Origin of the sequence: Collinsella sp. AM15-2, from assembly GCF_003471985.1 — a bacterium.
Lineage (GTDB): Bacteria > Actinomycetota > Coriobacteriia > Coriobacteriales > Coriobacteriaceae > Collinsella.
In genome coordinates, this window is the sequence record NZ_QRKO01000011.1 from 56,001 (window position 1) to 79,690 (window position 23,690).

Genomic DNA, 23,690 nt, shown 5'->3' on the forward strand with positions numbered 1-23,690 from the left:
AGGCGCCGCTGCCATAATGGCAACGGCGCCAGAACCACCACAAAGGTGCCTGTCCCCTTCGTGGCGGTTTGCGAGCTACAGGCCAAAGAAATTCAGGATCTGGTCTCGGCTTACGGGCTTGTAGTTGTTGGCGTCGAGGCCCACATCGTAGCGGTAAATGGGGCGCTCGCGATCGCGGTTGCGCGCGTTGACGCGGTCTCCCCTGCTGTGGATATGTCCGTGCAGCATGATGGCACCGCGCGCCTTGCCATTCCAGCTGAGCATGGGGTAGTGGCTCATAACTAGACGATGGCCCTTGGCATAGCCGGGAGCAATCTCCAGGTAATCGCGTACCTCATCCCAAATCTGCGGCACGTCGGGATCTTCCCAGTCGCCGTCATGGTTACCACGGATGAGCGTTACATTCTGGCATTCGATGCGCTCGCGCAGGCGAACCGCCTCCGCCAGGGGCAAACGATAGGTAAAGTCACCCAGAATATAGAGGCGGTCGTCCGTCGCCACGCACTCATTGATGGCATCGATGACCTTGCGGTTCATCTCCTCGACCGAATCAAACGGCCGATCCATATCGTGCAAGATATTCGTATCGCCCAGGTGCAGGTCGGCGGTAAACCACATCATCGTCTGTATCCTCATTTCGCAACGTGTCTAACACGTGCCTAGTATACAGACGCTTTGGCGCGTCGGTTAGCCAAAGAGCCCGCCGAACGGACCTCGGCGGCGTTTGTCTTTCTTTTTCGACGCATCACCCTGGGCGTTCTTGTCCTGCCGCTTCTTCCGGTCCTGCTCCAACTCATCGTCATCGAGTAGCATATCCCACTCAAACGGATCGTCTGTCAGATCGAACAGGTCGTCGTCATCAACCATGACCGCCTCCATTGCCGACTAGCGGGCATCCACCACATAGAGTCCAACGCGCACCTGATGCCACGGGCTGCGCTCGGGAGCAACCTGCTGCACACGGGCTTCAAATACGTCCCCATGCCCGTAATACATCATCAAGGACAGCGGGCCAACCTCGTCTCCCGGAACATAGCCAAGCTTGGTCTTGCCATAATAGATCGCAACCGCCTCGGGGTCGTGGGGATTATCACGTTCGGCACGCAGCGTCAGTTTATCGCCCGCTTTAAGATCGCCCAAGACCAAGGCGCCGTCGGCATACTGAAATCCCGCAATGTGAAACGACAGAAGAACACGTGAAGGCTCGTACATAGCAGCTCCTCTAACGGCCGGGATACCCGGCACTTAACCTTATCGAGAAGTCTACGGGCCCGTGCGGACACATATTCACCCTACCTGCGTCTTTCAATCGCTTGCCGCAACGCTTGCGCGGCAGAGCGCTTGCGGATAAGATAGGGACACGGATGGCACCCGTGCCCGCGGGTCTTGCCAACTCCGATACACGTTTTCATCGTGAGAAGTGGCCGTCTTCGCTTACGCGGGGCGGCCACTTTGTTTATCCCTATGCTATCGGTTCTATTGCACAAAATTGGCACGCCATACTACTTATTCAGCAAAGCAAGTGGGACACCGCGAGTCTAGCCCCGATGCCGGGCGATTGCCCAAAACGTGCAGGCGATAGCGGCCGTTGCCAGGCTTGCGCCAACAAGTACTCCCTGCACGCCAAAGGCATCGGCCAAAAACGGAGCCACAATCAGCGGCAGCACGCCGGCGCCATTGAGGCCCACGCGCATCACGCCCATGACGCGCCCCACCTTAGCAGGGTCGCTCAAGCGCTGGGTGAGCGTGACGCGCACCGGTCCCATGGCACCAAAACCGATGCCGCAGACAAGCTGCCCCACTGCAGCGACGGCAACAGAGGCGGTACCCACATACACAACGGAGCCCACGCCCGTCACCAGCAGCATCGCTGCCAAAAGCTCCAGCCTGATGCGTCCCGACGGCACGCGCATGATCAGGTACGATCCCAGTGTTCCGCCGATACCGGCAATGGCCGACAGCCATCCCATCCACTCCGCACCCACGCAGAGAACATCGCGGTAGAACAGTGACTCGAGCGAATCGAACGCCCCGTAGGCAAAGAAACCCATAAAGCCCATGAGAAAAATCAGGCGCAGGTCGGCATCGGCCGCCGTGGTAATAACGCCCTCCCAAAGCGATCGCAAGCCCGTCGCCCCATCGCGAGACTCCGGCTTGTCGACGCCCTGAACAGCAGTGCCTTCACGCAACGAGGCCACAAGCAGCAAAGCGGGAACAGGTGCTGCCGCGAGCAGGAAAAACACCCCTTGGTTGGAAAAGGCCGAGGCGATAACGCCTCCAAGGGCAGGTCCAACGATCACCGCGACACTTGTCGCGATATTGTTGAGGCCGTTTATGCGCAAAAGCTCCTCGGGCGCCTCCGTCAAAAAGCGCGGATAGGCGTCCATGGCCGTGGTCCCCGCGCCAAACAGCAACCCGGCAGAGATGGCGAGTAGCGCAAGCGCGGGATAGGACACGGGAGCTACAAGGCCAAAAACGCCCGATGCGCAAAGCAGGACGCAAACGGCTAGAAGCACATGACGCGGGCCCAAGGAGTCCACAAGTGCGCCGGCGCAAAACGTTGCAAAGATGAGCACCAGGTTGAGTCCAAACACGAGGGCGGACGTCTCAAATGCGCCGGCCCCGAGAACGTAGGTGCCGCAGCCAATGATGCCGACAAAATACGTCGACTGAAATGCAAGCTGAATAAAGAAATTTACCGCAACCAAACGGTGCGATGGAGAAAGAAGACGGGACATAGTAAACCCCTCATGCATATGGAAACCAAACAAGACAACCTGAGCGTCATCAGTCCATGTAGGTCTCGAACATATGCATAATCTCCCCTTTGCTGCGGTCGTCCCGTATTCTAGCACCGATCTGGCGTCCCGCCCCTGCGCGTTGCCATCAGAACGCTCCACGCCCCAGCGCTTGGGCATGAGAAGTGGCCGTCTTCGCTTATGCGGGGGCGGCCATTTTGCTTATCTCTAAGTCATCTGATTCTAATGCACGAACATGCGCACGAACTTGTGCTTCCAGCTCGCATACGGGGCATAGCGGAATGGCACGTCCAGCCACGTTGCCTTGTTCACGATGCTCTTCTTGTGGCTAAACGTATCGAAGCTCTCGCGTCCATGGTACTGCCCCATACCGCTCGCGCCCATGCCGCCAAAGCCCATATGGCTCGTAGCCAGATGCATGATCGTGTCGTTGACGCAGCCGCCGCCAAAGGGCACATGGCGCACAAAGCGCTCCTGAACTGCGCGGTCCTGGCTAAAGATATATAAGGCCAGCGGTGTCGGACGATCCGTAATAAACGTCTCGGCCTCGTCTAAGCTCTCAAACGTCAGCACCGGCAAGATGGGACCGAAGATTTCTTCCTGCATCACGGCGTCATCGGGGGACACGCCGTCTAGGATCGTCGGCTCAATCTTGAGCGACGACTCGCGCGCCGTGCCTCCCAGCACAACCTTGTCGGGATCGATCAGCCCGCGCACGCGCGCAAAATGCTTGGCGTTGACGATGTGGCCGTAATCCTCGTTGTCGAGCGGATGCTCGCCAAACATGCGGCGGACCTCCTCCTTGATGAGGCCCAACAACTCATCGTGCACGTGCACGTCGACCAGCAGATAGTCGGGCGCTACACAGGTCTGGCCCACGTTGAGCCATTTACCAAAGGCGATGCGCCGTGCCGCGACCTTCAAGTTTGCCGTCGCATCCACAATGCAGGGACTCTTTCCGCCCAGCTCAAGCGTCACGGGCGTCAGGTTTTTACTTGCCCGCTCCATGACGAGTTTGCCGACCGGAACGCTGCCGGTAAAGAAGATCTTGTCCCAGCACTCATCGAGCAGCGCTTCGTTCTCGGCGCGCCCGCCCTCGATAACCGTCACCAGGCGCGGATCAAACGTCTCTTCGCAGATTTGCTTGAGCACCGCGCTCGAAGCCGGCGCATAGGCACTCGGCTTGATGACCACGGTGTTACCCGCAGCGAGCGCGCCGGCGAGCGGCTCGAGCGTCAACAAAAACGGATAGTTCCATGGAGCCATGATGAGCGTGACGCCATAGGGCACGGCTTGCGTTTTGCACACACTCACGGCATTGGCGAGGTCACACGGACGCAGGCGCGGACGACTCCATCGAGCCACATGCGCGATCTGATGGCGAATCTCGGAAAGCGACGTGCCGATCTCGCACATATACGCCTCGTCATGCGACTTTCCCAAATCGGTCTTGAGCGCATGGACGATATCGGCCTCGTGCGCACGAACCGCATCACGCAGGCGCACGAGCGCACGGCGGCGAGCGTCGACATCAAACGTGGCGTGCGTCTTAAAGTAGGCGCGCTGATCGCCGACGATGCGCGCAATTTCCTCGGTGTTCATGGCACTCTCCTAGTTCTCGTCCTCAAACATACCACCCGCGACGACCTCGTACATACGCTCGAGCTCCAAGCGGTCCATTAAAAGCGGAACGGGGTATAGCGGATTGGCCTCGGCGTCGGCATGTGCCGCCATTTCGGGAATGTCGGAGCGGCGAATGCCTGTCACATATTTGGGGATACCCAGGGCAACGTTCATGCGATCGACCCAATCGATAAATGCCTCGGCCGCAAGACTGTCCTGCGCGTTAGCCGGCGCAATGCCTGCCATGCGAGCAAGATCGGCAAGGATGGGGGCGGCGGCGTCACCATAAACGCGAAGCATGTGCGGCAGGATGATCGCGTTGGCCAAACCGTGCGGAATTCCGTATCGGCCGCCCAGACTGTGCGCGATGGCGTGAACGTATCCCACATAGGAGCGGGTAAACGCAACGCCCGCCTTATACGCCGCCGAAAGCATATTGCGACGCGCACGCATGTCGTCGCCATACTCATAGGCCTCGAGCAAATTGTCGTGGATGAGCTGCACCGCCTGGCGCGCCATCTTGCGCGTGTAGGGCGTGGTGCTACGGCCGATAAAGGCCTCGACGGCATGCGTCAGGGCATCCATACCCGTCTGCCCCGTAATGGAGGCGGGCAGGCCACGTGTAAACTCGGGGTCGTGTACCGCAAAGCGCGGGATCAGCACAAAGTCGTTAATGGGGTACTTGTAGTGCGTCTCGTCATCGGTAATGACCGCTGCAAGCGTGACCTCGCTTCCCGTGCCCGCCGTGGTGGGGACGGCGATGAGCAGCGGCAGGAGACGGTGGACGCGCAACAGGCCGCGCATCTTGTTGATGGGCTTATTTGGCTGTGCGATGCGTGCGCCCACGCCCTTGGCACAGTCCATGGCCGAACCGCCGCCAAAGCCGATAATGGCCTGGCAGGCGCTCTCGCGATACAGGGACGCCGCTTCCTCCACGTTTGAGACCGTGGGGTTCGCACGCGTTTCGGCATAGACCGTAACGCCAATTCCCTTGGACGCGAGCGCCGTCTCGAGCGGCGCCGTGAGCCCCAGACGGGCAATACCGGGATCCGTCACGATAAGAACCCGCTGTATCGAGCGCTTTTGAAGCACCGCGGGCACGTCCTCGGCATGCTCCAAAATGCGCGGCTCGGTATAGGGCAGGATCGGCAATGCGATGCGAAAAACCGTCTGATATGTTCGGCACCAGGCACGACGGGCTAGATGCATAAAGGAAACTCCTTCATTTGTTGATAGGTCAACATTTGCTCGACCGATTGTACTCATCGGAGGTCGCACGAGGTCTAGCAATCGTTAATCAATCAACATCTACACATGCTTAAATTGTTTTATTAAAAATCATTCCTAATAGGCTTCACATTCGGTCTCATTTATGGATAATAGAACTCGTCAAGACGCACGTCCGGAGAGGGCCCTTACGGGACCGGACGAGCGCACCATCGCCATCGATCGAAAGGATCGAATCATGAAGTTTGTTTGCCCCGTTTGCGGTTATGTGGAAGAGTTCGACGGCGACCAGCTGCCCGAGGATTTCAAGTGCCCCCAGTGCGGCGTTCCCGGCTCTCGCTTCCTGAAGCAGGAGGAGGGCCAGCTCGAGTGGGCTGCCGAGCACGTCGTGGGCGTCGCCAAGATGGAGGGCGTCTCCGAGGACATCGTTGCCGATCTGCGCGCCAACTTTGAGGGCGAGTGCTCCGAGGTCGGTATGTACCTGGCCATGGCTCGCGTTGCTCATCGCGAGGGTTATCCCGAGATCGGCCTGTACTGGGAGAAGGCTGCCCACGAGGAGGCCGAGCATGCCGCCAAGTTCGCCGAGCTCCTGGGCGAGGTCGTGACCGATTCCACCAAGAAGAACCTCGAGATGCGCGTTGAGGCCGAGAATGGCGCCACCGCCGGCAAGACCGATCTTGCCAAGCGCGCCAAGGCCGCTGGCCTCGATGCCATCCACGACACCGTGCACGAGATGGCTCGCGACGAGGCCCGCCACGGCAAGGCTTTCGCTGGCCTGCTCAAGCGCTACTTTGGCTAAGCCAACTGCCTGAGACATAACCTCTAGCTCGAAGAAGGCCCGGACCGTATTGGTTCGGGCCTTTTTGTGTCTCGAGGACTCGTTAACGCCCTGAAATAGAGCTATCTTCGGCATCGGTCTCTCGTCAAAAACTAAGTGAGTAGACTTTTCGAAACTTGCCGAGCAGACCATCCGTATTGCTTTATAAAGTCGCAGGTAAATGACTTGTTTCAAAACGGCCTGGTCGCCAAAGTGCCAAAAGCCTACTCACTTAGAACCGCAGCCGTCCACGATCGAGCTGTTTTGCGTCTAACGGGCATCTTTCCGTCGATTACTCCCAATTTTGTCCAGTCAACGAATAGTTCAGACCGGAGTAATGTCTCAGCCCTTTGCTCATCTGAGCTTTTATCACGATATTCAGCATCGAGCATCCTGCATATGGCCTTAACGATCGCGCGGAATCTATCCTCATCGGATATCTGTCTGTGTGTCAGGAGAAGTACATCGTAGCCCATGGCCTGAAGGGCCGTCATGCGGTCAGCGTCACGCAAGCCATCCCCTGCGCGTCCGTGCGAGGCCTTTCCCTGACATTCAATGGCCACCTGTCGCCTGCCGTCCGGCGAAGAAAGAAGTAGGTCGATATATACACGGGACTTTCCCACAATCGCTCGAGCACTTGTGCTTAGCATCACTTCAACATTAAGCTCTATGCCGCAAAAACCTTCGCCTCCCAGGGATCGCGGCAGTGCAAGTAGCAAATACGCCTCGACCTCAAAAGGCGACGCGGCGCCCAATGGAACGAGTTGCGATACCGCTATAAATCTATTGCCGTAACGCATCCCGCAAACATCTGAACAAAAACGGTCAAGGTCTCCGCCCAAAACCAAAGCGTCTCGACGCCATAAATTTGAGGCGGTGCCGTCCTCGGACGGGCAGCGCACCCAACCGAACGTTGTCGAAATCGCGCCCGAATCAATTGCACGCGAAAGCTCCGCCTCAAGTGCCGCCGGCAGGGCACACACCGCAAACAAGCCACACATCTCCGCCAATACCAAAAGAAGCTGAAGATCCGTCAGATGCCGCAACATGATGAATGCCGTCAGTAGAGGAGACGTAATCAAAACCCCATGCTCCGTTCCCAGCACGGATTCCCTGGGAAGCTCACCAAGAAACAGCCGCTGCCTAATGCTGGCAGGACAAGTCCGTTTGTTTCTCGACCGAACCAATGTATACAACGGAAAACCGAGCGCGACCGCAGCCGTCGGGTTGCGGGCGAGATCATATCGCTGCCGGTCTTCTTCCGGTCGTGGAAGCGGCGGACACAAAGCGCGGACTTGAGGAGGCAAACGCCAGTACCTAAAAGCTGATATGTCACAAAGTAGATCCTTCATAGGCACAGGAAAACACGAATTTCAACCCAGTCAGTCACGCATTGGCGCGAATGCACCAAAAATGGCGCCGAACGGACTGCCAAGTTTTCAACAGCCCTCCCCAACTGGCCAAAAGCTTGCCGAGAGCTGGACGAAGCCCTGTTGAAAACCCCATTTTTTCTCATGCAGGAGCTTTGCGCGGCAAGTGAGTAGACTTTTTTGAACATCCCGAGCAGGCCGGTCATCCTGCTTTTCAAAACCGCAGGTAGATAGCTTGTTACAAAACTGCCTGGTCGCCAAAGTGCTAAAAGTCTACTCACTTAGGTTGCAGAGTGCCCCCCCATTAGCTGCAATTCCAAGGTAGTTAGTACTTTTGGACTCAGATCGTCATACTGAACAAGAATTTGAGTTGAGTTTTCAGGGACAGATGCGCCATCGGCACACCAAAAACAGTCACCGATATCGATAAAAGGGATGCTCGAGCGCGTGAGGGCCCGTGCAAAAGAGCTTCCGCCCGCGTCACACTCCACGGCCACGACGCAGTAAAGGCCGGCGTCCGCGTACTCGATCGAGACTTCCCCTGCCGGAAACGTTTTCCGTACAAGCGCCGCCAGGCCATCACGCGCCCCACGAGCACGAACGCGCACGCGGTTCACATGTCGCTCGTAATCACCCGATTCCAGCAAACGCGCCAAGGCAACCTGATCAACAGAACTTACCGACGAGGCGTAGAAACCAAGGTTGCGTTTAAACCTCTCCATTAGTTCATCGGGCAGCACCATGTACGCCAAACGTAACGCCGATGAAAGGCTCTTCGAAAACGTGTTGGTGTAGATAACCGACTGGGCGGCATCGATCGACGCGAGCGCGGGAATCGGCTTGCCGGCAAGGCGAAACTCACAATCAAAGTCGTCTTCGATGAGATACCGACCTGGCCGCTCGGCGGCCCAGCTCAGCAACGCATAGCGACGTGCAATGCTCGTCACAAGACCGGTCGGATACTGATGAGACGGCATCAGGTGAAGGACATCGGTCCCGGTTTTCTGCAGCGCGCTCAAGTCCACGCCCTCAGCATCCAACGGGACATGCCGCACTTCGCAACCCATGGCCTGATAGATGCGCGTCAAGCGCAAATAGCCTGGATCCTCGACGGCATACACCTTGTCCGCGCCAAGCAACTGAACCAACATGGTATCGAGCAGCTGGGCGCCCGCACCGATAACGATATTGTCGGGATTGACATTCATGCCCCTTGTCCCGCGCAGATGGCGCGCAATCGCACGTCGCAGTCGAGCGGTGCCCTGCGCCGGTGCGGGCGAAAAGATTTCACGTTCGTCTTCGGACGTCAGCGTCGCCCGTAGCGCACTTTGCCAAAGCCGCGCCGCCTCCAAAGCGGAAGGAGAAAGTGCGTCGAATCGCTCTGCCTGCCCCATGGCATCATGCGCGCTGGGACCAACAGGGACAGCATCTCGGTCGATATCCCCCGCAGCCAAAGCCAAAACCGGCGCATCCGGGAGCTCGCACGCGTAGTAGCCACGACGCGGCATTGAGCAAATATAGCCCTCGGCAAGCAACTGGCTATATGCATTCTCGATGGTAATGACACTGATACCCAGATGACTCGCAAAGGCGCGCTTAGACGGCAGATGCTCCCCCGCCGCAATACGGCCAGCAACAATATCATCGCGAATTTGCTGGTAAACATACTCATAAAGCGATGCTTCGCCGCGATTTTCCAAATTGTAGTCAAGCATGGGTCTATCACCTGACCTTATTGAATCATTCAATCTGGCATTAGTCTGACCTTGTTATTATCTCGAAAACTGAGTATTTCGCCATACCCAGCTCCCCGATAGGATGTTCCGTTAAGCAATGCACATGCCAACCAAGGGAGCAACCATGGCAGAACAGACCAGCAAGGCCGATCGCGTCAAACTCAATCGCGAGCTCGCGCAGATGCTCAAGGGCGGCGTCATCATGGACGTCACCACGCCCGAGCAAGCACGCATCGCCGAGGAGGCGGGCGCCTGCGCCGTCATGGCGCTCGAGCGCATCCCGGCCGACATCCGCGCCGCCGGCGGCGTCTCGCGCATGAGTGATCCCAAGATGATCAAGGGCATCCAAAAAGCTGTCTCCATCCCCGTTATGGCCAAGTGCCGCATCGGCCACATTGTCGAGGCGCAGATCCTGCAGGCCATCGAAATCGACTACATCGACGAATCCGAGGTCCTCTCCCCCGCCGATGATGTCTATCACATCGACAAGACCCAGTTTGACGTGCCGTTTGTCTGCGGCGCCCGCGATCTGGGCGAGGCACTGCGCCGTGTTGCCGAGGGCGCCACGATGATTCGCACCAAGGGCGAGCCGGGCACGGGCGACGTCGTTCAGGCCGTGCGCCATATGCGCAAGATCCAAAAGCAGATCCGCGACGTTGTTGCCCTGCGCGACGACGAGCTCTTTGAGGCAGCCAAGCAGCTGCAGGTTCCGGTCGAGCTGGTGCGCGAGGTCCATGCCGCGGGCAAGCTCCCCGTCGTAAACTTTGCCGCCGGCGGCGTAGCGACCCCCGCCGACGCCGCGCTGATGATGCAGCTGGGCGCCGAGGGCGTCTTTGTTGGCTCGGGCATCTTTAAGAGCGGCGACCCCGCCAAGCGCGCCGCCGCCATCGTCAAGGCCGTGGCAAACTTCACCGACGCCAAGCTCATCGCCGAGCTTTCGGAGGACCTGGGCGAGGCCATGGTGGGCATCAACGCCGACGAAATCGAGATCATCATGGAGGAGCGCGGGCGCTAGTCCAGCAGAAAGGATCGCACATGAGCGATTATGCAGACCAAACGGTCGCCGTGCTGGCGGTCCAGGGCGCTTTTGCCGAGCACGAGGCAAGACTGTCCGAGCTGGGCGCACGTTGTATCGAGATGAGGCAGGCGGCCGATTTGCAGCAGAACTTTGACCGCCTGGTCCTCCCCGGCGGCGAGTCCACCGTTCAGGGCAAGTTACTTGCCGAGCTTGGTATGCTCGATGAGCTTCGCACCCGCATTGTTGAGGGCATGCCCGTCCTGGGCACCTGCGCCGGCTTGATTCTGTTGGCGCGCGATCTTGCCGCCCACGACGATAAGGGGACGCCGCGCTTGGCAACCATGGATGTGCTCGTTGAGCGCAATGCTTACGGCAGACAGCTCGGCAGCTTTCGCACCAAGGGGCAGGTAGGCGGTATCGACTGTGAGGTGCCGCTGACGTTTATCCGCGCGCCCCGCATCGTCGAAGTGCACGGCGACACTGAGGCCCTAGCCGAAGTCGACGGTCGCATCGTCGCCGCCCGCCAAGGCAACCAGCTCGGCGTCACCTTCCACCCCGAGCTCGACGAAGACACCCGCCTCCACGAACTGTTCCTGCAAATGTAGGCAGAATTTAAACGAGCGTGGATTTTCGGACATACAACAAGTGAGAGTGGATAATCTCCCACTTTGAGCTTGAATGCAGGCTCAAACCGGGAGATTATCCACTCTCATGCTATGTAGTCGTTGGGGACGTTCTTAAACGACTAGTCAAACAAGAACGTCCCCAACGACCATATTGCGATAGACGACCACGTTTGCCCAGATAAAACCGACCAAAATAAACCTGTCCCTTTTTGGTAGGTTTGGATCAAGGCAACGCCGATGCTTTGGTACCGACAGCGAAAACCCGCCAGAGCGAGCAAGGTGCCTTGAAACAAGGCGGCATTGACCTTCTGGTCATGCCGCCGAAGTTGAAAGGCAGATTGCCGCCCTGGCGGGTTTGCAGCGTCAACTAGTTACGCGATTTGGTAAAACCGCGTAACCCAACTAGAAACGGTTGCCGCGGAAGCCGCCACCGTTGCGGCCGCCACGGTCGCCACCGCGACCGCCGCGGTCGTTACCACGGTTGCCGCCGAAGCCGCCACGGTTGCCACCGCGATCGCCATAGCCACCACGGTTGCCGCCAAAGCCGCCGCGACCGCCACGGTCGCCGCCACGGTCACCAAAGCCGCCACGGCCACCGCGATCGCCACCGCGGCCGCCGCGGTCACCGCCACGGCCACCGCGATCGCCAAAGCCGCCGCGACCGCCACGGTCGCCGCCACGGCCACCGCGCTCGTCACGGCCGCCGCGAGGACCGCGGTCCTCGTCCAGGCCCATGGCGACGAGCGGAGCGATAACCTTATCGAGAGCGGCCATCAGCTCGGTGGCCTCCTCGTAAGAAAGCTCGGGCAGGAGCTTCTCCTTCTTGTTGGCAAGCTCGGTCAGGCCCTCAGCGGCATCCTCGGCAGCGAAGACAACGATCTTGCGCATATCGCCCTCGGCGTCGTCGATGCGGCCGACCAGATCGGCAGCCTCGGCCTCGGCCATCAGGCCATCGAGCTCACGAAGGCGCATGCCCAGCAGGTCGGACATTTCCTTCTGCTCCATCTTGGGCTTGAGGTCAAGAAGCTTGATGGCGCGCTCGATGTTCGCCATGCGCTCGGCCTTGGCCTCCTCCTCCTTGGAAATAGCAAAGCGACGGCTGCGCAGCAGGCGGGCGGCCTTCTGCATCTTGTCCATCAGCTCTTCGTCATCGTAATCAGCGGCGGCCTCGACAACCTCGGCCTCCTCGGCGGAAACCTCGTCAGCAGCCTCAACCTCGGCAGCTTCGGTCTCCACGGTCTCGACTGCCTCGACCTCGGCAGCCATGGTCTCGTTCTCGGTCTCGTTCATGATCTCTTCGTTCTCAGACATGAGACTCCTTCTTGGCCCTCTCGGGCATCATCGCCCCATTCGCGGGGCCCGTCGCGCACTCTTTGCGCTTTAAACATTCATGCCTCTCGGCAAAACGTCCATTAGTTTATGGTGTCGCCATCCAATCTAGCTGCAGAATCTATGTGCACACATTAATGCGACATGTGCGACTCGCGGCGGGCGTACACCAGCGACACCGCGAACCCGGCCACGGCAATCACGGCCGCTACGCGCACGGCAGCCGCAAATCCTATCGCCTGGGCAACGTCCGCCGCAACGCCAGCGGCGCCAGCAGCCACCGCAGAACTCGAAAGCAGGCCGATAAACAGCGACGGACCAAACGACGCGGCAATCATGTTCCACGTGTTAAGCAATGCCGTTCCGTGAGGATGCTCAGCGGCGGGGAGCGTCTCCAAACCGGCGGTCTGCGAGGGGCTCAGTACCAAACCGACGCCGGCATACACCACAACGGTCAGCAGCACGACAACGCCGATGTTCATGCTTGCCGCGGTCATCGAGATTGCCGTCTGCCCCACAGCGATCAGGGCAAAGCCGACCGGCAGCAGCGGCCACGCACCACGGGCATCCATCACGCGTCCGCCCACAATCGAGGTCACGGCGTTGCAGGCGATCGCCGGCAAAATGAGCAAACCCGCGACAAGTGCGGTCATGCCGTATGCGCCCTCAAAATAGGGCGGCAACAAAACGCTCATCGAGAACGTCGTCATCATCGACACCACCACAAGCAGGCATGCAGGCCAAAAACGAACGCTCGCCATGGGACGCACGTTAAGCACCGGATGCTCGAGCTTGAGCTGACGAACCGCAAACAGGCCGAGCACCACAACAGCGGCGAAAAGCGCCACGATACCGGCCATCACATTGGTCGAGAACTCGCCTACGGAATACACGAACGCCGTAATGCCGGCAGCGAGCAAAACAACCGACAGAATATCAAGCGTGGTGTTCGAGCGCTCTCCGACATTCCGAACGAGCTTTGCTGCCGCCGCGGCGACCACGACACCGCCCACCAGCGGCACTACGAACACCGCCCTCCAGCCAAACAACGTGCACATAAGACCACTAATCACGGGCCCAAACGCCGGCCCTAGCGTAATGCAGGCACCGCCCAGGCTCAGATACAGACCGAGCTTCTCGCGCGGAGCGCAAGACAGCACCACGTTCATCATGAGCGGGAACAAGATGCCCGATCCCGCAGCCTGCAAAATACGACTTGGTAGCAAAACGCTAAACGACGGGGCGACCAGGCACAGGACTTCTCCGGCGACCAGGCATCCGCATGCGAAAAACAGCAGCTTGCGCGTCGAGAAACGACCGGACAGAAAGGCCATGATGGCCGTAAAGATCGACGTCACGATCATGTATCCCGAAACTAGCCACTGCGCCGTGGTGGCACTCACCGAAAAGGCCGCCATGATATCGTGCAGTGCCACGTTAATGATGGTCTCGTTAAACGCGGCGACAAAGGCTGCAATATACATTACGACGAGAAACGCCGAAGTGGCCGATGGCGTTGCTTGAACTTGTTGCTGAGATTTGCTCCCCATGCATTTCCTTCCTCTTGGAACGACAGTCGCATCGCCCCAGAGGAACAGTCCAGGGCGAGCATGAGCCCTAGACTTACGTCAGACGCCGCACGCGACGGATCCGACAACATGGTCCAACGTTGAAAGATTGTAACGCTGACGCGCAGCTTTCCTTCCGCGCTATTATTAAAAGTCCACGAAAGCACGAGACATGAGGAGCCCGCCATGATTAAGCCCATCATGAAATCCGAGTTCTTTTTGCGCCTGCCTTCCGAAGACGCGGGACCCGACGATGCCGCGACCGGGCAGGACCTCCTGGATACGCTCCATGAGCATGAGCACGAGTGCGTGGGCCTTGCCGCCAACATGATTGGCGTGCGCAAACGCATCATCTGCGTAAAGGACGGCAACAGGGCGCTGCTGATGTACAACCCTCAAATTCTTGAGCAGGTCAATTCCTATCAGACGAGCGAAGGATGTCTCTCGCTTTCCGGCGAGCGCCCCTGTACTCGCTATCGCCGCATTAAGGTTGAGTATTTGGACGAGAACTTCGTCCACCGCATCAAAAACTTCTCGGGCTACACCGCCGAGATCATCCAACACGAAATCGATCATTGCAACGGCGTCGTTATATAGTTCCGCCGATTCAAGAAAGCTCCCTGCAGCAAAACAACTGCAGGGAGCTTTTCATAGTGCGGAGCTTCTATCCCACTAGCTCTGGCGGTAATGATCGAAGAAGTCGGCCAAGTCCTCAAGCGACTCTTTGAGCACTTCCATACGCGGCAGGTACACGATGCGGAAGTGGTCGGGCTCATCCCAGTTAAAGCCGCCGCCGCGCGTGATCAGGATCTTCTTCTCGTGCAGCAGGTCAAGGGCAAACTGCTCGTCATCGGTGATGTTGAACTTCTTAACATCCATCTTGGGGAAGATGTAGAACGCCGCACGCGGCTTGACCACCGAGATGCCGTCAATCTTGTTGAGCGCCTCATACACAAAGTTGCGCTGCTCGTAGACACGGCCGCCGGGACGGATGTAGTCGTTGACGGACTGGTGTCCACCGAGTGCCGTCTGAACGATCGATTGAGCCGGCACGTTGGAGCACAGGCGCATGTTGGAGAGCATGTTGATGCCCATAATAAAGTCGCTCATGCAGCGCTGGTTGCCCGAAAGCACCATCCAGCCAATACGATAGCCCGCGATCATGTGCGACTTGGAAAGGCCGCTAAAGGTGACGCAGGGCAGATCAGGAGCGAGCGAGGCAATCGAGACGTGCTCGTAGCCGTCCATGCACAGGCGGTCGTAGATCTCATCGGCAAAGATCATCAGCTGATGCCTGCGTGCAACCTCGACGATGCCCTCGAGCACCTCGCGCGGGTAGACCGAGCCCGTGGGGTTGTTGGGGTTGATGATAACGAGGGCTTTGGTCGCGCTCGTGATCTTGGACTCCATATCCTCCAGGTCGGGATACCAATCCGCCTGCTCATCGCACAGATAGTGCACAGGATGACCGCCGGCAAGGGTTGCGCACGCCGTCCAGAGCGGATAGTCGGGGCTGGGGATCAGAATCTCGTCGCCATTGTCGAGCAGCGCGTTCATCGAAAGCTGAATGAGCTCGGACACGCCGTTGCCCGTGTAGATATGCTCCATCTGAACGTTGGGCAGGCCCTTGATCTGCGAATACTGCATGATCGCCTTGCGCGCGGAGAACAGGCCACGCGAGTTGGAATAGCCTTCGCAGTCGGGCAGCTGCTGGCGCATGTCCTTGATGACCTCATCGGGCGTGCGGAAACCGAAGGGCGCCGGGTTGCCGATATTGAGCTTGAGGATGCGCTCGCCCTCGTCCTCCATACGGGCGGCCTCGTCGACGACGGGACCGCGCACGTCATACAGGACGTTATCGAGCTTGGTGGATTTAGAAAAAGTACGCATGGTGGTGCTCCTTGCAATTTGAGCTGAGGGATGGGGTTCGGGCTTGGAATCGTTGCGGGGTGATGATGCCTCGCCTTGATCGGCGTCGCCGGCAAGCAGCCAGGTAACATCGACCTCCAAAATACGGGCGAGCAGCTCAGCCACATCGCGCCGCGGAATCGTCTTGCCGCTCACATATTGGCTCATCTGACTCTTGCCGAGTTTTTTGCCGAGCATCTCCGATGCGCGGATCACGTCCGACTGGCGAACGTCGCGATCGGACATAGCCTGTCGCAGACGATCGCTAAACGTCTCTTGGGCCACTAGAACCTCCTTGCTGGCAAAGTTCAATTTATACAACACGAATTGAACCTGAGTTCAATTTAGGCAGCAGTATAACGCCGTGCTATTTCGAAAAGTTCAATTTCAAAAATAAAATGAGCAAGACCTCGAGATTTATCCCAAGGCGATAACGACGTGCACGCATTTAGAGGTATTCGAGGAAACGAGCGGCGGCAAGCGAAACATCGGCCGTTCGATATATGGCGTTGATCTGCCGATGGGGATGCCCTTCGAGCGGACGCACAGCAACATCGAACTGGCAGCGACGCAAGATGAGCGCGGGAAGAATGCTCACGCCCAGGCCATCCTCGACCATAGCCATAATCGCATAGTCATCCCAAGTCGACAGTTTTGAGCGCACCGCCAGCCCCGCCCGACGGAATAGCGGCGTAATCTCATCATCGGTACCCCGTTCCAGCAGAATAAACTGCTCGTTGGCCAAGTCGGCAAGCGAGACGGTCTCCTCACTAGCAAGCAAGGAGTCTACCGGCACTACCGCCATCAACTCGTCGCGCACCAAAGATCGCGATGTCATCCCATTTCCTCGGGGCTCATGCGGGATAAAGCCCAGATCACAACGGCCCTCCGCCACCCATTGTTCAATCTCTGAATAGTCGCCCATCAGTAACTCGTAATCAACGTCCGGATAATCGGCGCGAAAGCGCGCAATCACCGGAGGCAGCACGTGGGTCGCCACACTCGAAAACGTACCGATGCAGATTTTGCCGCGCATGAGCCCACGCATCTCATCCACCCGTCGCTGCAAACGAACAAATTCCTCGCATAACGCCTCGACCGCCGGCATAACTTGCCGCCCATCGGCAGAAAGCGTCACGCCCTCGCGGCTGCGATCGAGCACCTTAAAGCCCCAGTCGGCCTCGAGATCGGCCACCATACGGCTCACGCCCGACTGCGAATAGTTCAGCCGCTCGGCGGCGCGCGTAAAACTGCCGGCGCGCACGGTCTCGAGCAGCACCTGCATCTTTTGAATATTCGTTTCCGCGGCACGCCTCCATCTTTGCATGAGTTTTTATCATGTTAACCATGCATTATATTCGCTTTTCTTCTAAAGCCAGTTCACCCATAGTGAACATGCTCGGATATAGAGGGGATGTCAGCGCATGAACAACGGACTGTTTACATACTTAGCAGCATTGCTATTGTTTGGCTCCAACGGCATCATTGCCGCGGCCATCGCGCTGCCGAGCTCCGATATCGTGCTGCTGCGCACCTTTCTGGGAGCCTTCTCGCTTGTCACCATCCTCGCCATCACCCAACGCCATAAACTGCAGGCGCCATCCCGCCCTCGCGAAGCTGCGGCCCTGATCCTCTCGGGAGCTGCGTTGGGCGCCAGCTGGATTTTTCTGTTTCGAGCCTATCAGACGATCGGCGTCGGCGTATCCTCGCTGCTGTACTACTGCGGCCCCATCATCGTCATGGCCCTCTCGCCGTTTATCTTTGGCGAAAAACTGACCGGCGGCAAAATCGCCGGCTTTATCGCCGTCGCCTGCGGCGCTTTTCTCATTGCAGCGCAAGGTCTCGGCGGCAACATGCCCATTGCGGGCATCGTCTGCGGCATCGCCTCGGCATTTTGCTATGCGCTGATGGTCATCGCTAGCAAGGGTGCGCCACGCATCGAGGGTCTCGAGAACTCTGCGCTCCAGTTGAGCGCCGCCTTTGTGACCGCGCTGGTCCTCACACTCGTCACCCAAGGCACCCCCTCGTTTTTCTCCCCCGGCATCGCCACAAGCATCGATTGGCGTGCCGTCGCTATGCTCGGCGTCGTCAACACCGGCATCGGTTGCCTGCTTTACTTTAGCGCCGTCGCCAAGCTGCCTGTGCAGACCGTCGCGGTTGTCGGCTACCTCGAGCCGCTTTCGGCGGTCGTGTTCTCGACCGTCCTTTTGGGTGAAGTCATAACGCCGGTCCGCCTGATGGGCGCCGCGCTTATCATCGGCGGCGCGCTCTTTTGCGAACTCGCCGGCAAGCGCGCAAGTACAAAGGCTGGCACTGCCCAGGCAGCGCGCGCCTAAAAGCCCCTCTTCAGTTTCCACCGACGAGCCCTATCGATCCCACCGAGCTGCTCGAGAGCGTCGCCGATACGCCCGAACAGCAACAGCTCGACGGCCTCGAGAGTGCCCAGCTCAACGACGTCAACTTCTAGCGACGTCACACATCGATGACAGTGGCCCTGCACCTCACGGGAGATGCAGGGCCATTTTGCATTGCAGTAAAGCTATGGGCTACGAACGACGCGGCTCGGGAACCACGAGCCTATCGGGGCTCGCGCCCTCGGCATCCATCAGGCTCACGTAACGAATCGACGGATCCCCATACATCGCGTAGTAATAATTGCCCGTGCGCGCGCTAAAGCATCCGGTATAGATAGTCTTCTCGAACTTGCCATCGCCCATCCTGGACGCCCCCTCAATCATCACCACGCCCTCGAGCGAGCGGAACATGCGAACGACGTTTTCGGTCTCGCTCTCCTTTTGCGGGTAATTGGCATTGAGGTACGCCGCCTTTACAAAACGGCTCGGCGAATAGCAATCGCCCGGAATGCCGCGCATGCCGGCACCGGCTCCATAGGGCTTAAGCTCGGCGCCACGCCATGTCGCCGTCTGCGGAAAATCGCTTGTGGCGGTGATATAGGTGCGCAGGTTTTCCATGTGCCACGGGAAGGTCGGCTGGTTGGCAAGGGTGTCGACCGGATCGTCGTATACATGCAGGCCGTCAGCCATCATCTCGACCACGATGCTGCGCTGGCTGTCGCCGATAATCCAATGGAGCAGCGACACGCCCAGCCCCTCTCCGGCAGATTTGGCGACAATCACCGTGTCGCGCAGCGCGGCCTCGACCTCATCGACCGTCGAGAACGTCGCTGCCACCCACAGGGGAAACTCATAGGCCGCGATATTGTTCTTGCCGTCGACAGGGCCCTCGGCATACTCGGCATAGCCGGGAAAGTTGAGCCCCGCCACAGCCAGACCCGCATCGTTACCACAGTCGAAAAACATGGGATAGTTCTTGTAATCGATGCACATGCCGATTACCGCGTGTGCCGCCGACGCATCGTCGATAAACGAATACGGAATGTGGAACCCGCGCGGCATCACGCGAACCTGTTGGCCGTAGTCAAAGCTCCAGTCGAGGTTGCGGCCCAGATACATGTGGCCAGAATTATCGGTAAATCGAATGCTCGTGCACATAGCGCCTCCTAGCTTTACGGTCCTGCTAAGGTTATTGTCACCAAACAAAAAGGCGCTAAACACAAAAGCCCGGACATGACAACAATGTCACGCCCGGACCAAAAGAGACGAAGTGCGGTGCTTTGGTCCCCTTAGACCAACTTTCCAAGACAGTGGTCGATCATATGCTGGACCATCTGCGCCTCGAAGCCCACAAAGTCCTGCTTGCGCTCGCGCATCTTGCCATCGACGATCTGGTCAAAGGCAACCTTGCACTTGATATAGCGCGTGGACTTGGTGACCTCCTCGTGCGTCAGGCAGCTCTCCTCCATCTTGCTGGCGCCCAGGCCAAACACCAGACGGGGGTTGTAGAGCACGTGGGGCTCGCCGGCGTCGTCCAGGTAGACGCAGACCTTCTTGGTAACGCCGATCTGGTTGGCGGCCAAGCAGCCGGCATCATCGAGCGACTTGATGGTATCGATCAGGTCCTGAGCAACCGACTCGTCCTCGACGGTCGCAACCTCGCAACGCTGGGACAGGATAGCCTCGTCGTGGCAAAGCTCTTTAATCATACGTTCCTCCATAGGGGTCGTTGTAACCGCTTAAGTATACGGTACCCACACATTTTCATGCGATAAATACCGTCCGTCTGTTACAAAGCGCCGAACATCAACATGCGAGGAACAGCAAGGTTGTAAAGGCGATATAGTAAATGAGTTCGTGTCAATCGGCCTAAACTCGGGGCCGAACAAGGAAAGGGTATGCATGGACGAACTTTTTCACGTCAGTGAGCGCAAGTCCACAATCGGGACCGAACTTCGCGCTGGACTGACAACATTCCTGGCGATGGCCTACATCATCGCCGTCAACCCCGCAGTGCTCTCGGGCGCTGGCATTGATGCGGGAGCGCTCGCCTGCGCCACCTGCCTGGGCGCCGGCATCATGACCATCTGCATGGGCATCTTCGCAAACCGCCCGCTCGCCTGCGCTTCAGGCCTGGGCATCAACGCCATGATCGCGGGCATCACCACCACCATGTGCGGCGGTGACTGGCACGTCGCCATGAGCGTTATCTTCCTCGAGGGTATCGTCATCTTGCTGCTCGTCCTTTGCGGCCTGCGCGAGGCCATCATGGACGCCATCCCCGTGGTCCTGCGCCACGCCATCTCGGTGGGTCTGGGCCTGTTTATCGCCATGATCGGCCTGTGCGACGCCGGCATCATCACCGCTGGCGCCGGTACGCTCGTCGGCCTGGGCGACATCGCCTCCCCCACCTTTATCGTCGGCATCATCTCCATCGTCGTGACGGTTGCCCTGGCTTCCCGCAACGTGCCGGGCTCGCTGCTCATCGGCATCATCGTCGCCGTTATCGCCGGAATCCCGCTGGGCGTCACCCATGCGCCCGAGGGCCTCATCGCACCGCTCGACTTCTCGACCTTCGGCGCCCCGTTTGCCAGCACTGCCGACGGCAACCTTGCCATCGTGAAGGTCCTGACCGACCCGATGCTGCTCGTCGTTGCCTTCTCGCTGCTCATGAGCGACTTCTTCGACACCATGGGCACCGCGATGGCCGTCGCCAAGCAGGGCGAGTTCTTGACCGAGGACGGCAATGTCGAGGACATCCGTCCCATCCTGGTCGTCGACTCCGTGGCCGCTGCTGCCGGTGGCTTTATGGGCGTCTCCTCCATCACCACCTTCGTCGAGTCCACCTCTGGCGCTGCCGACGGTGGCCGCACGGGCCTCACCTCCGTCACCACCGGCGTGCTGTTCATTCTCGCCGCGTTCTTCTCCCCCATCGTCACCATCGTTTCCAGCGCCGCCACCTGCGGTGCTCTGGTCTACGTCGGCTACCTCATGATGAGCGAGGCCTCCGAGATCGACTGGTCCGACGTGTCGCAGGGCTTCCCGGCGTTCATGATTGTCGCCGGCGTGCCCTTCACCTACTCCATCTCTGCCGGCATTGGTCTGGGCTTTATCGCCTACGTGGTCGTCGCGCTCTTTAAGGGCGAGGCATCCAAGATCAAGCCGCTCATGTGGATCGCAGCCCTTGCCTTCCTCGTCTACTTCTTTGTAGCGTAGGCGCAAGATTCGCAATACCAAACAGCAAAGCGCGGAGTCGCATCGAGCGGCTCCGCGCTTTGCTTTTAAAGCCAGGCGCCACACGGACGCGCGATGTATTGCTTCGCAAGTTTTGGACGTTTTGCTCTCCAAACGGCACTACCGCCGGCTACATCCTGCAGATATGCTGGGCGTAATCGCATAGGCCCTATGAGGATGGGAGTAACCATGGCCGCCTTGTTCACGACCCCCAAGCGCAATGACAAAACCTCTGGAGCCCATTTTGTCGAGCCCGACGTGCGCCGTCGCACGCTGCTCGCACACGGCAGCTGGCGCCGCGTGACACGCCGCATCGTTGTAGGCGCCGTATGCGCGCTCACGGTAAGTTCGCTGCTCATGCCGAGCGTCTCGCTCGCGGCCGAGTGGGTGGACGTCGGCGGCACCCAATACAACGCCGGCACCGCGGCGGGCGACGCCGCCGGCACCTGGAGCTGGGACGGCGCCGACGACATGAAGCTCAACGGCTATAACGGCGGCGCGATCGAGGCAGCGGGCAAGCTCAACGTGAGCTACGAGGGCAACAACACCGTCACTAACGACAACGGCCGCGGCATCAAGGTTAAGGATGGCGCGAACGAGAACGCCGAGCTTAATATTCAGGGCGACGCGTCCAGCACGCTCAACGTGACATCTTCTCGTGACGCCATCACTTCCGTCGGCAACATCAACATCGACGGCGCTGGCACTGTCAACGCCACGAGCACCGAGCACGATGCCATCGATGCCGGGGGCGATGTCACCATCAAGGGCTCGGGAAACGTTAACGCCACGGGCGATTCGGATGGCATCAGGGCCGACGGCAACATCACGATCGACAACAGCGGAACCGTCACCGCCAAGGCCACCGAGGATCAGGGTATCGATGCTAACGAGAACCTCATCATAAAGGGCGGCGGCAAGGTAGAGGCAAGCTCTATCAAAGACAATGCGATTTGGGCCGACGGCAACATCGAGATCTCGGGTGGCAGCCAGGTCAAGGCAAGCTCCGAGGAAGACGCCGCCATCGACGGTAAAAACAGCCTCACGGTCACGAACGCTTCCCTCAACGCAAGTGGCGTTGGGTATGGCATCTATGTCTACAAGGGCATCACGCTCGATGGCGCGACCGTGACGGTCCGCGCAAGCTCAGATGGCGGGGAAGCCAGCGCACTCTTCACCGATGAGGACAACATCGTCATCAAGAACGGCTCGACTGTGGATGCGCTCGCAGAAGGCAGGTTCTCGGTTGCAATCTCCACCAGTAATTTCTACTCCGACGAAGCGGGTGGCCATATCTACATCAGCGATTCCGTTGTCAAGGCCATAGCCCGCTATGCCGAGACCGGCGGCGACGGCCCCGACCACTACAGTGGAGACCAAAACGACGAAATCATCCCTGAGTCCGAGGGCCTGAACATCGGCATCTTCGCGCAGACCGAGAAGGGCATCACGCCCGCGACCATCTCGATCGTCCGCAGCAAGGTCACGGCCGAGGGAGACACGGCGGCTATCTTCGCCCTTGCCATGAGCGCGGACGGCAAGGCGATCGGCACCATCGAAATCAAGGACGCCATCATCCAGACGCCTGCAGGCGGCAAAGTCATTGACTATCGCAACAAGGAAGAGCTCAGCGACGGCATCGTCTACGAGGCGGGGCAGACCATTGGCACGGGCGATGCCACGATTGACTCCCCCTATGACGCCGCTGTCGCCAAGAGCACGGTCATCGTGCCTCCCGAGGAGACCAAGCCCGAGGAAAAGCACGGCAAGACCAAGCCCGAGGGTTCCAAGTCCGAGGGCACGAAGACAACCAAGACCGTTGCAGTTGCAGCCAAGGGAGCCAAGACCGTCGGCAAGCTCGCGGCAACCGGCGACACCTCGAACGCAGCCATCGTGGCAGCCGCCCTTGCGGGAACAGCCGCCATCGCCGCAGGCGCCCTGGCGAGTCGCAAACGTTCGTAAACACTTTTTCGCACAGGACGGGTGGATCGCAGCCCTTGCCTTCCCCGTCTACTTCTTCGTAGCGTAAGGGCAAGGCTGCAAAAGCTGAACAATAAAGCGCGGAGTCGCCATGTGAACTGCACCCCAAAACTTGGACGGCTTAAATAAGAACTACGCCGC

21 protein-coding genes are annotated in these 23,690 nt (G+C 59.0%); 7 read left to right on the forward strand and 14 right to left on the reverse strand.

The window, feature by feature from the left end; all coding sequences use genetic code 11:
* Window positions 1-75: 75 nt before the first annotated feature.
* The 6 genes from DW171_RS06240 to DW171_RS06265 form a co-directional block, all read right to left on the reverse strand.
* Window positions 76-621, reverse strand: a complete 546-nt coding sequence (locus tag DW171_RS06240; protein WP_233539118.1) for a metallophosphoesterase — start codon at window positions 619-621, stop codon at window positions 76-78.
* 66 nt (window positions 622-687) lie between these two features.
* Entirely contained in the window at window positions 688-867 is a 180-nt protein-coding gene (locus DW171_RS06245; RefSeq protein WP_117647461.1) for a hypothetical protein, read from the reverse strand.
* Between the two features lie 18 nt (window positions 868-885).
* Window positions 886-1,212 carry an HIRAN domain-containing protein gene (locus DW171_RS06250; RefSeq protein WP_117647459.1) on the reverse strand — a complete coding sequence of 109 codons (327 nt, stop codon included), beginning with the start codon at window positions 1,210-1,212 and terminating at the stop codon, window positions 886-888.
* A 326-nt stretch (window positions 1,213-1,538) separates the two neighbouring features.
* Complete coding sequence (locus DW171_RS06255) at window positions 1,539-2,738, reverse strand: MFS transporter (RefSeq protein WP_158571026.1); 1,200 nt, start codon at window positions 2,736-2,738, stop codon at window positions 1,539-1,541.
* Between the two features lie 243 nt (window positions 2,739-2,981).
* Complete coding sequence (locus tag DW171_RS06260) at window positions 2,982-4,361, reverse strand: aldehyde dehydrogenase (RefSeq protein ID WP_117647455.1); 1,380 nt, start codon at window positions 4,359-4,361, stop codon at window positions 2,982-2,984.
* 9 nt (window positions 4,362-4,370) lie between these two features.
* On the reverse strand, window positions 4,371-5,591 hold the full coding sequence (locus DW171_RS06265; RefSeq protein WP_118270738.1) for an iron-containing alcohol dehydrogenase: 1,221 nt from the start codon (window positions 5,589-5,591) through the stop codon (window positions 4,371-4,373).
* A gap of 253 nt (window positions 5,592-5,844) precedes the next feature.
* Between DW171_RS06265 and DW171_RS06270 the strand changes: the two genes are divergently transcribed.
* A complete protein-coding gene (locus tag DW171_RS06270) occupies window positions 5,845-6,408 on the forward strand; it encodes a ferritin family protein (protein ID WP_070097113.1) in 564 nt (187 codons plus the stop codon).
* Between the two features lie 242 nt (window positions 6,409-6,650).
* Here DW171_RS06270 and DW171_RS06275 read toward each other — a convergent pair whose 3' ends face one another.
* Together DW171_RS06275 and DW171_RS06280 are read right to left on the reverse strand one after the other, a co-directional pair.
* A complete protein-coding gene (locus DW171_RS06275) occupies window positions 6,651-7,532 on the reverse strand; it encodes a hypothetical protein (RefSeq protein ID WP_089573344.1) in 882 nt (293 codons plus the stop codon).
* A 545-nt stretch (window positions 7,533-8,077) separates the two neighbouring features.
* Entirely contained in the window at window positions 8,078-9,511 is a 1,434-nt protein-coding gene (locus DW171_RS06280; RefSeq protein ID WP_089573345.1) for a PLP-dependent aminotransferase family protein, read from the reverse strand.
* Window positions 9,512-9,656: 145 nt separating this feature from the next.
* Here DW171_RS06280 and pdxS point away from each other — a divergent pair, with 145 nt between their 5' ends.
* Both pdxS and pdxT read left to right on the forward strand, forming a co-directional pair.
* Entirely contained in the window at window positions 9,657-10,547 is an 891-nt protein-coding gene (pdxS, locus tag DW171_RS06285; RefSeq protein WP_117840755.1) for a pyridoxal 5'-phosphate synthase lyase subunit PdxS, read from the forward strand.
* 20 nt (window positions 10,548-10,567) lie between these two features.
* The gene (pdxT, locus tag DW171_RS06290) at window positions 10,568-11,155 is read left to right on the forward strand and encodes a pyridoxal 5'-phosphate synthase glutaminase subunit PdxT (RefSeq protein ID WP_118270739.1); all 588 of its coding nucleotides are present in this window, start codon (window positions 10,568-10,570) and stop codon (window positions 11,153-11,155) included.
* Between the two features lie 423 nt (window positions 11,156-11,578).
* Here pdxT and DW171_RS06295 read toward each other — a convergent pair whose 3' ends face one another.
* Both DW171_RS06295 and DW171_RS06300 read right to left on the reverse strand, forming a co-directional pair.
* Entirely contained in the window at window positions 11,579-12,487 is a 909-nt protein-coding gene (locus DW171_RS06295) for a hypothetical protein (RefSeq protein WP_117862403.1), read from the reverse strand.
* A gap of 152 nt (window positions 12,488-12,639) precedes the next feature.
* On the reverse strand, window positions 12,640-13,989 hold the full coding sequence (locus tag DW171_RS06300; RefSeq protein WP_233539119.1) for an MFS transporter: 1,350 nt from the start codon (window positions 13,987-13,989) through the stop codon (window positions 12,640-12,642).
* A 270-nt stretch (window positions 13,990-14,259) separates the two neighbouring features.
* Between DW171_RS06300 and DW171_RS06305 the strand changes: the two genes are divergently transcribed.
* Complete coding sequence (locus tag DW171_RS06305; RefSeq protein WP_117786928.1) at window positions 14,260-14,670, forward strand: peptide deformylase; 411 nt, start codon at window positions 14,260-14,262, stop codon at window positions 14,668-14,670.
* A gap of 75 nt (window positions 14,671-14,745) precedes the next feature.
* On the opposite strand, the gene DW171_RS06310 is transcribed toward DW171_RS06305, so the two are convergent.
* Window positions 14,746-16,227 (reverse strand): aminotransferase class I/II-fold pyridoxal phosphate-dependent enzyme, encoded by a 1,482-nt coding sequence (locus tag DW171_RS06310; RefSeq protein WP_117786931.1) that lies wholly within the window; start codon window positions 16,225-16,227, stop codon window positions 14,746-14,748.
* 202 nt (window positions 16,228-16,429) lie between these two features.
* Window positions 16,430-17,266, reverse strand: coding sequence for a LysR family transcriptional regulator (locus DW171_RS06315; RefSeq protein WP_233539120.1), 837 nt, complete (start codon window positions 17,264-17,266; stop codon window positions 16,430-16,432).
* A gap of 139 nt (window positions 17,267-17,405) precedes the next feature.
* Between DW171_RS06315 and DW171_RS06320 the strand changes: the two genes are divergently transcribed.
* A complete protein-coding gene (locus DW171_RS06320) occupies window positions 17,406-18,317 on the forward strand; it encodes a DMT family transporter (RefSeq protein ID WP_117736466.1) in 912 nt (303 codons plus the stop codon).
* 210 nt (window positions 18,318-18,527) lie between these two features.
* On the opposite strand, the gene bsh is transcribed toward DW171_RS06320, so the two are convergent.
* Complete coding sequence (bsh, locus tag DW171_RS06325; RefSeq protein ID WP_117629622.1) at window positions 18,528-19,493, reverse strand: choloylglycine hydrolase; 966 nt, start codon at window positions 19,491-19,493, stop codon at window positions 18,528-18,530.
* A gap of 131 nt (window positions 19,494-19,624) precedes the next feature.
* Window positions 19,625-20,044: a peptide deformylase gene (locus tag DW171_RS06330; protein WP_117563534.1), complete on the reverse strand. Its 420-nt coding sequence runs from the start codon at window positions 20,042-20,044 to the stop codon at window positions 19,625-19,627.
* A gap of 193 nt (window positions 20,045-20,237) precedes the next feature.
* On the opposite strand from DW171_RS06330, the gene DW171_RS06335 reads away from it, so the two are divergent.
* Together DW171_RS06335 and DW171_RS06340 are read left to right on the forward strand one after the other, a co-directional pair.
* Entirely contained in the window at window positions 20,238-21,551 is a 1,314-nt protein-coding gene (locus DW171_RS06335) for an NCS2 family permease (RefSeq protein WP_117640610.1), read from the forward strand.
* Window positions 21,552-21,758: 207 nt separating this feature from the next.
* Window positions 21,759-23,531 (forward strand): carbohydrate-binding domain-containing protein, encoded by a 1,773-nt coding sequence (locus tag DW171_RS06340; protein ID WP_117786926.1) that lies wholly within the window; start codon window positions 21,759-21,761, stop codon window positions 23,529-23,531.
* Window positions 23,532-23,690 lie beyond the last annotated feature (159 nt).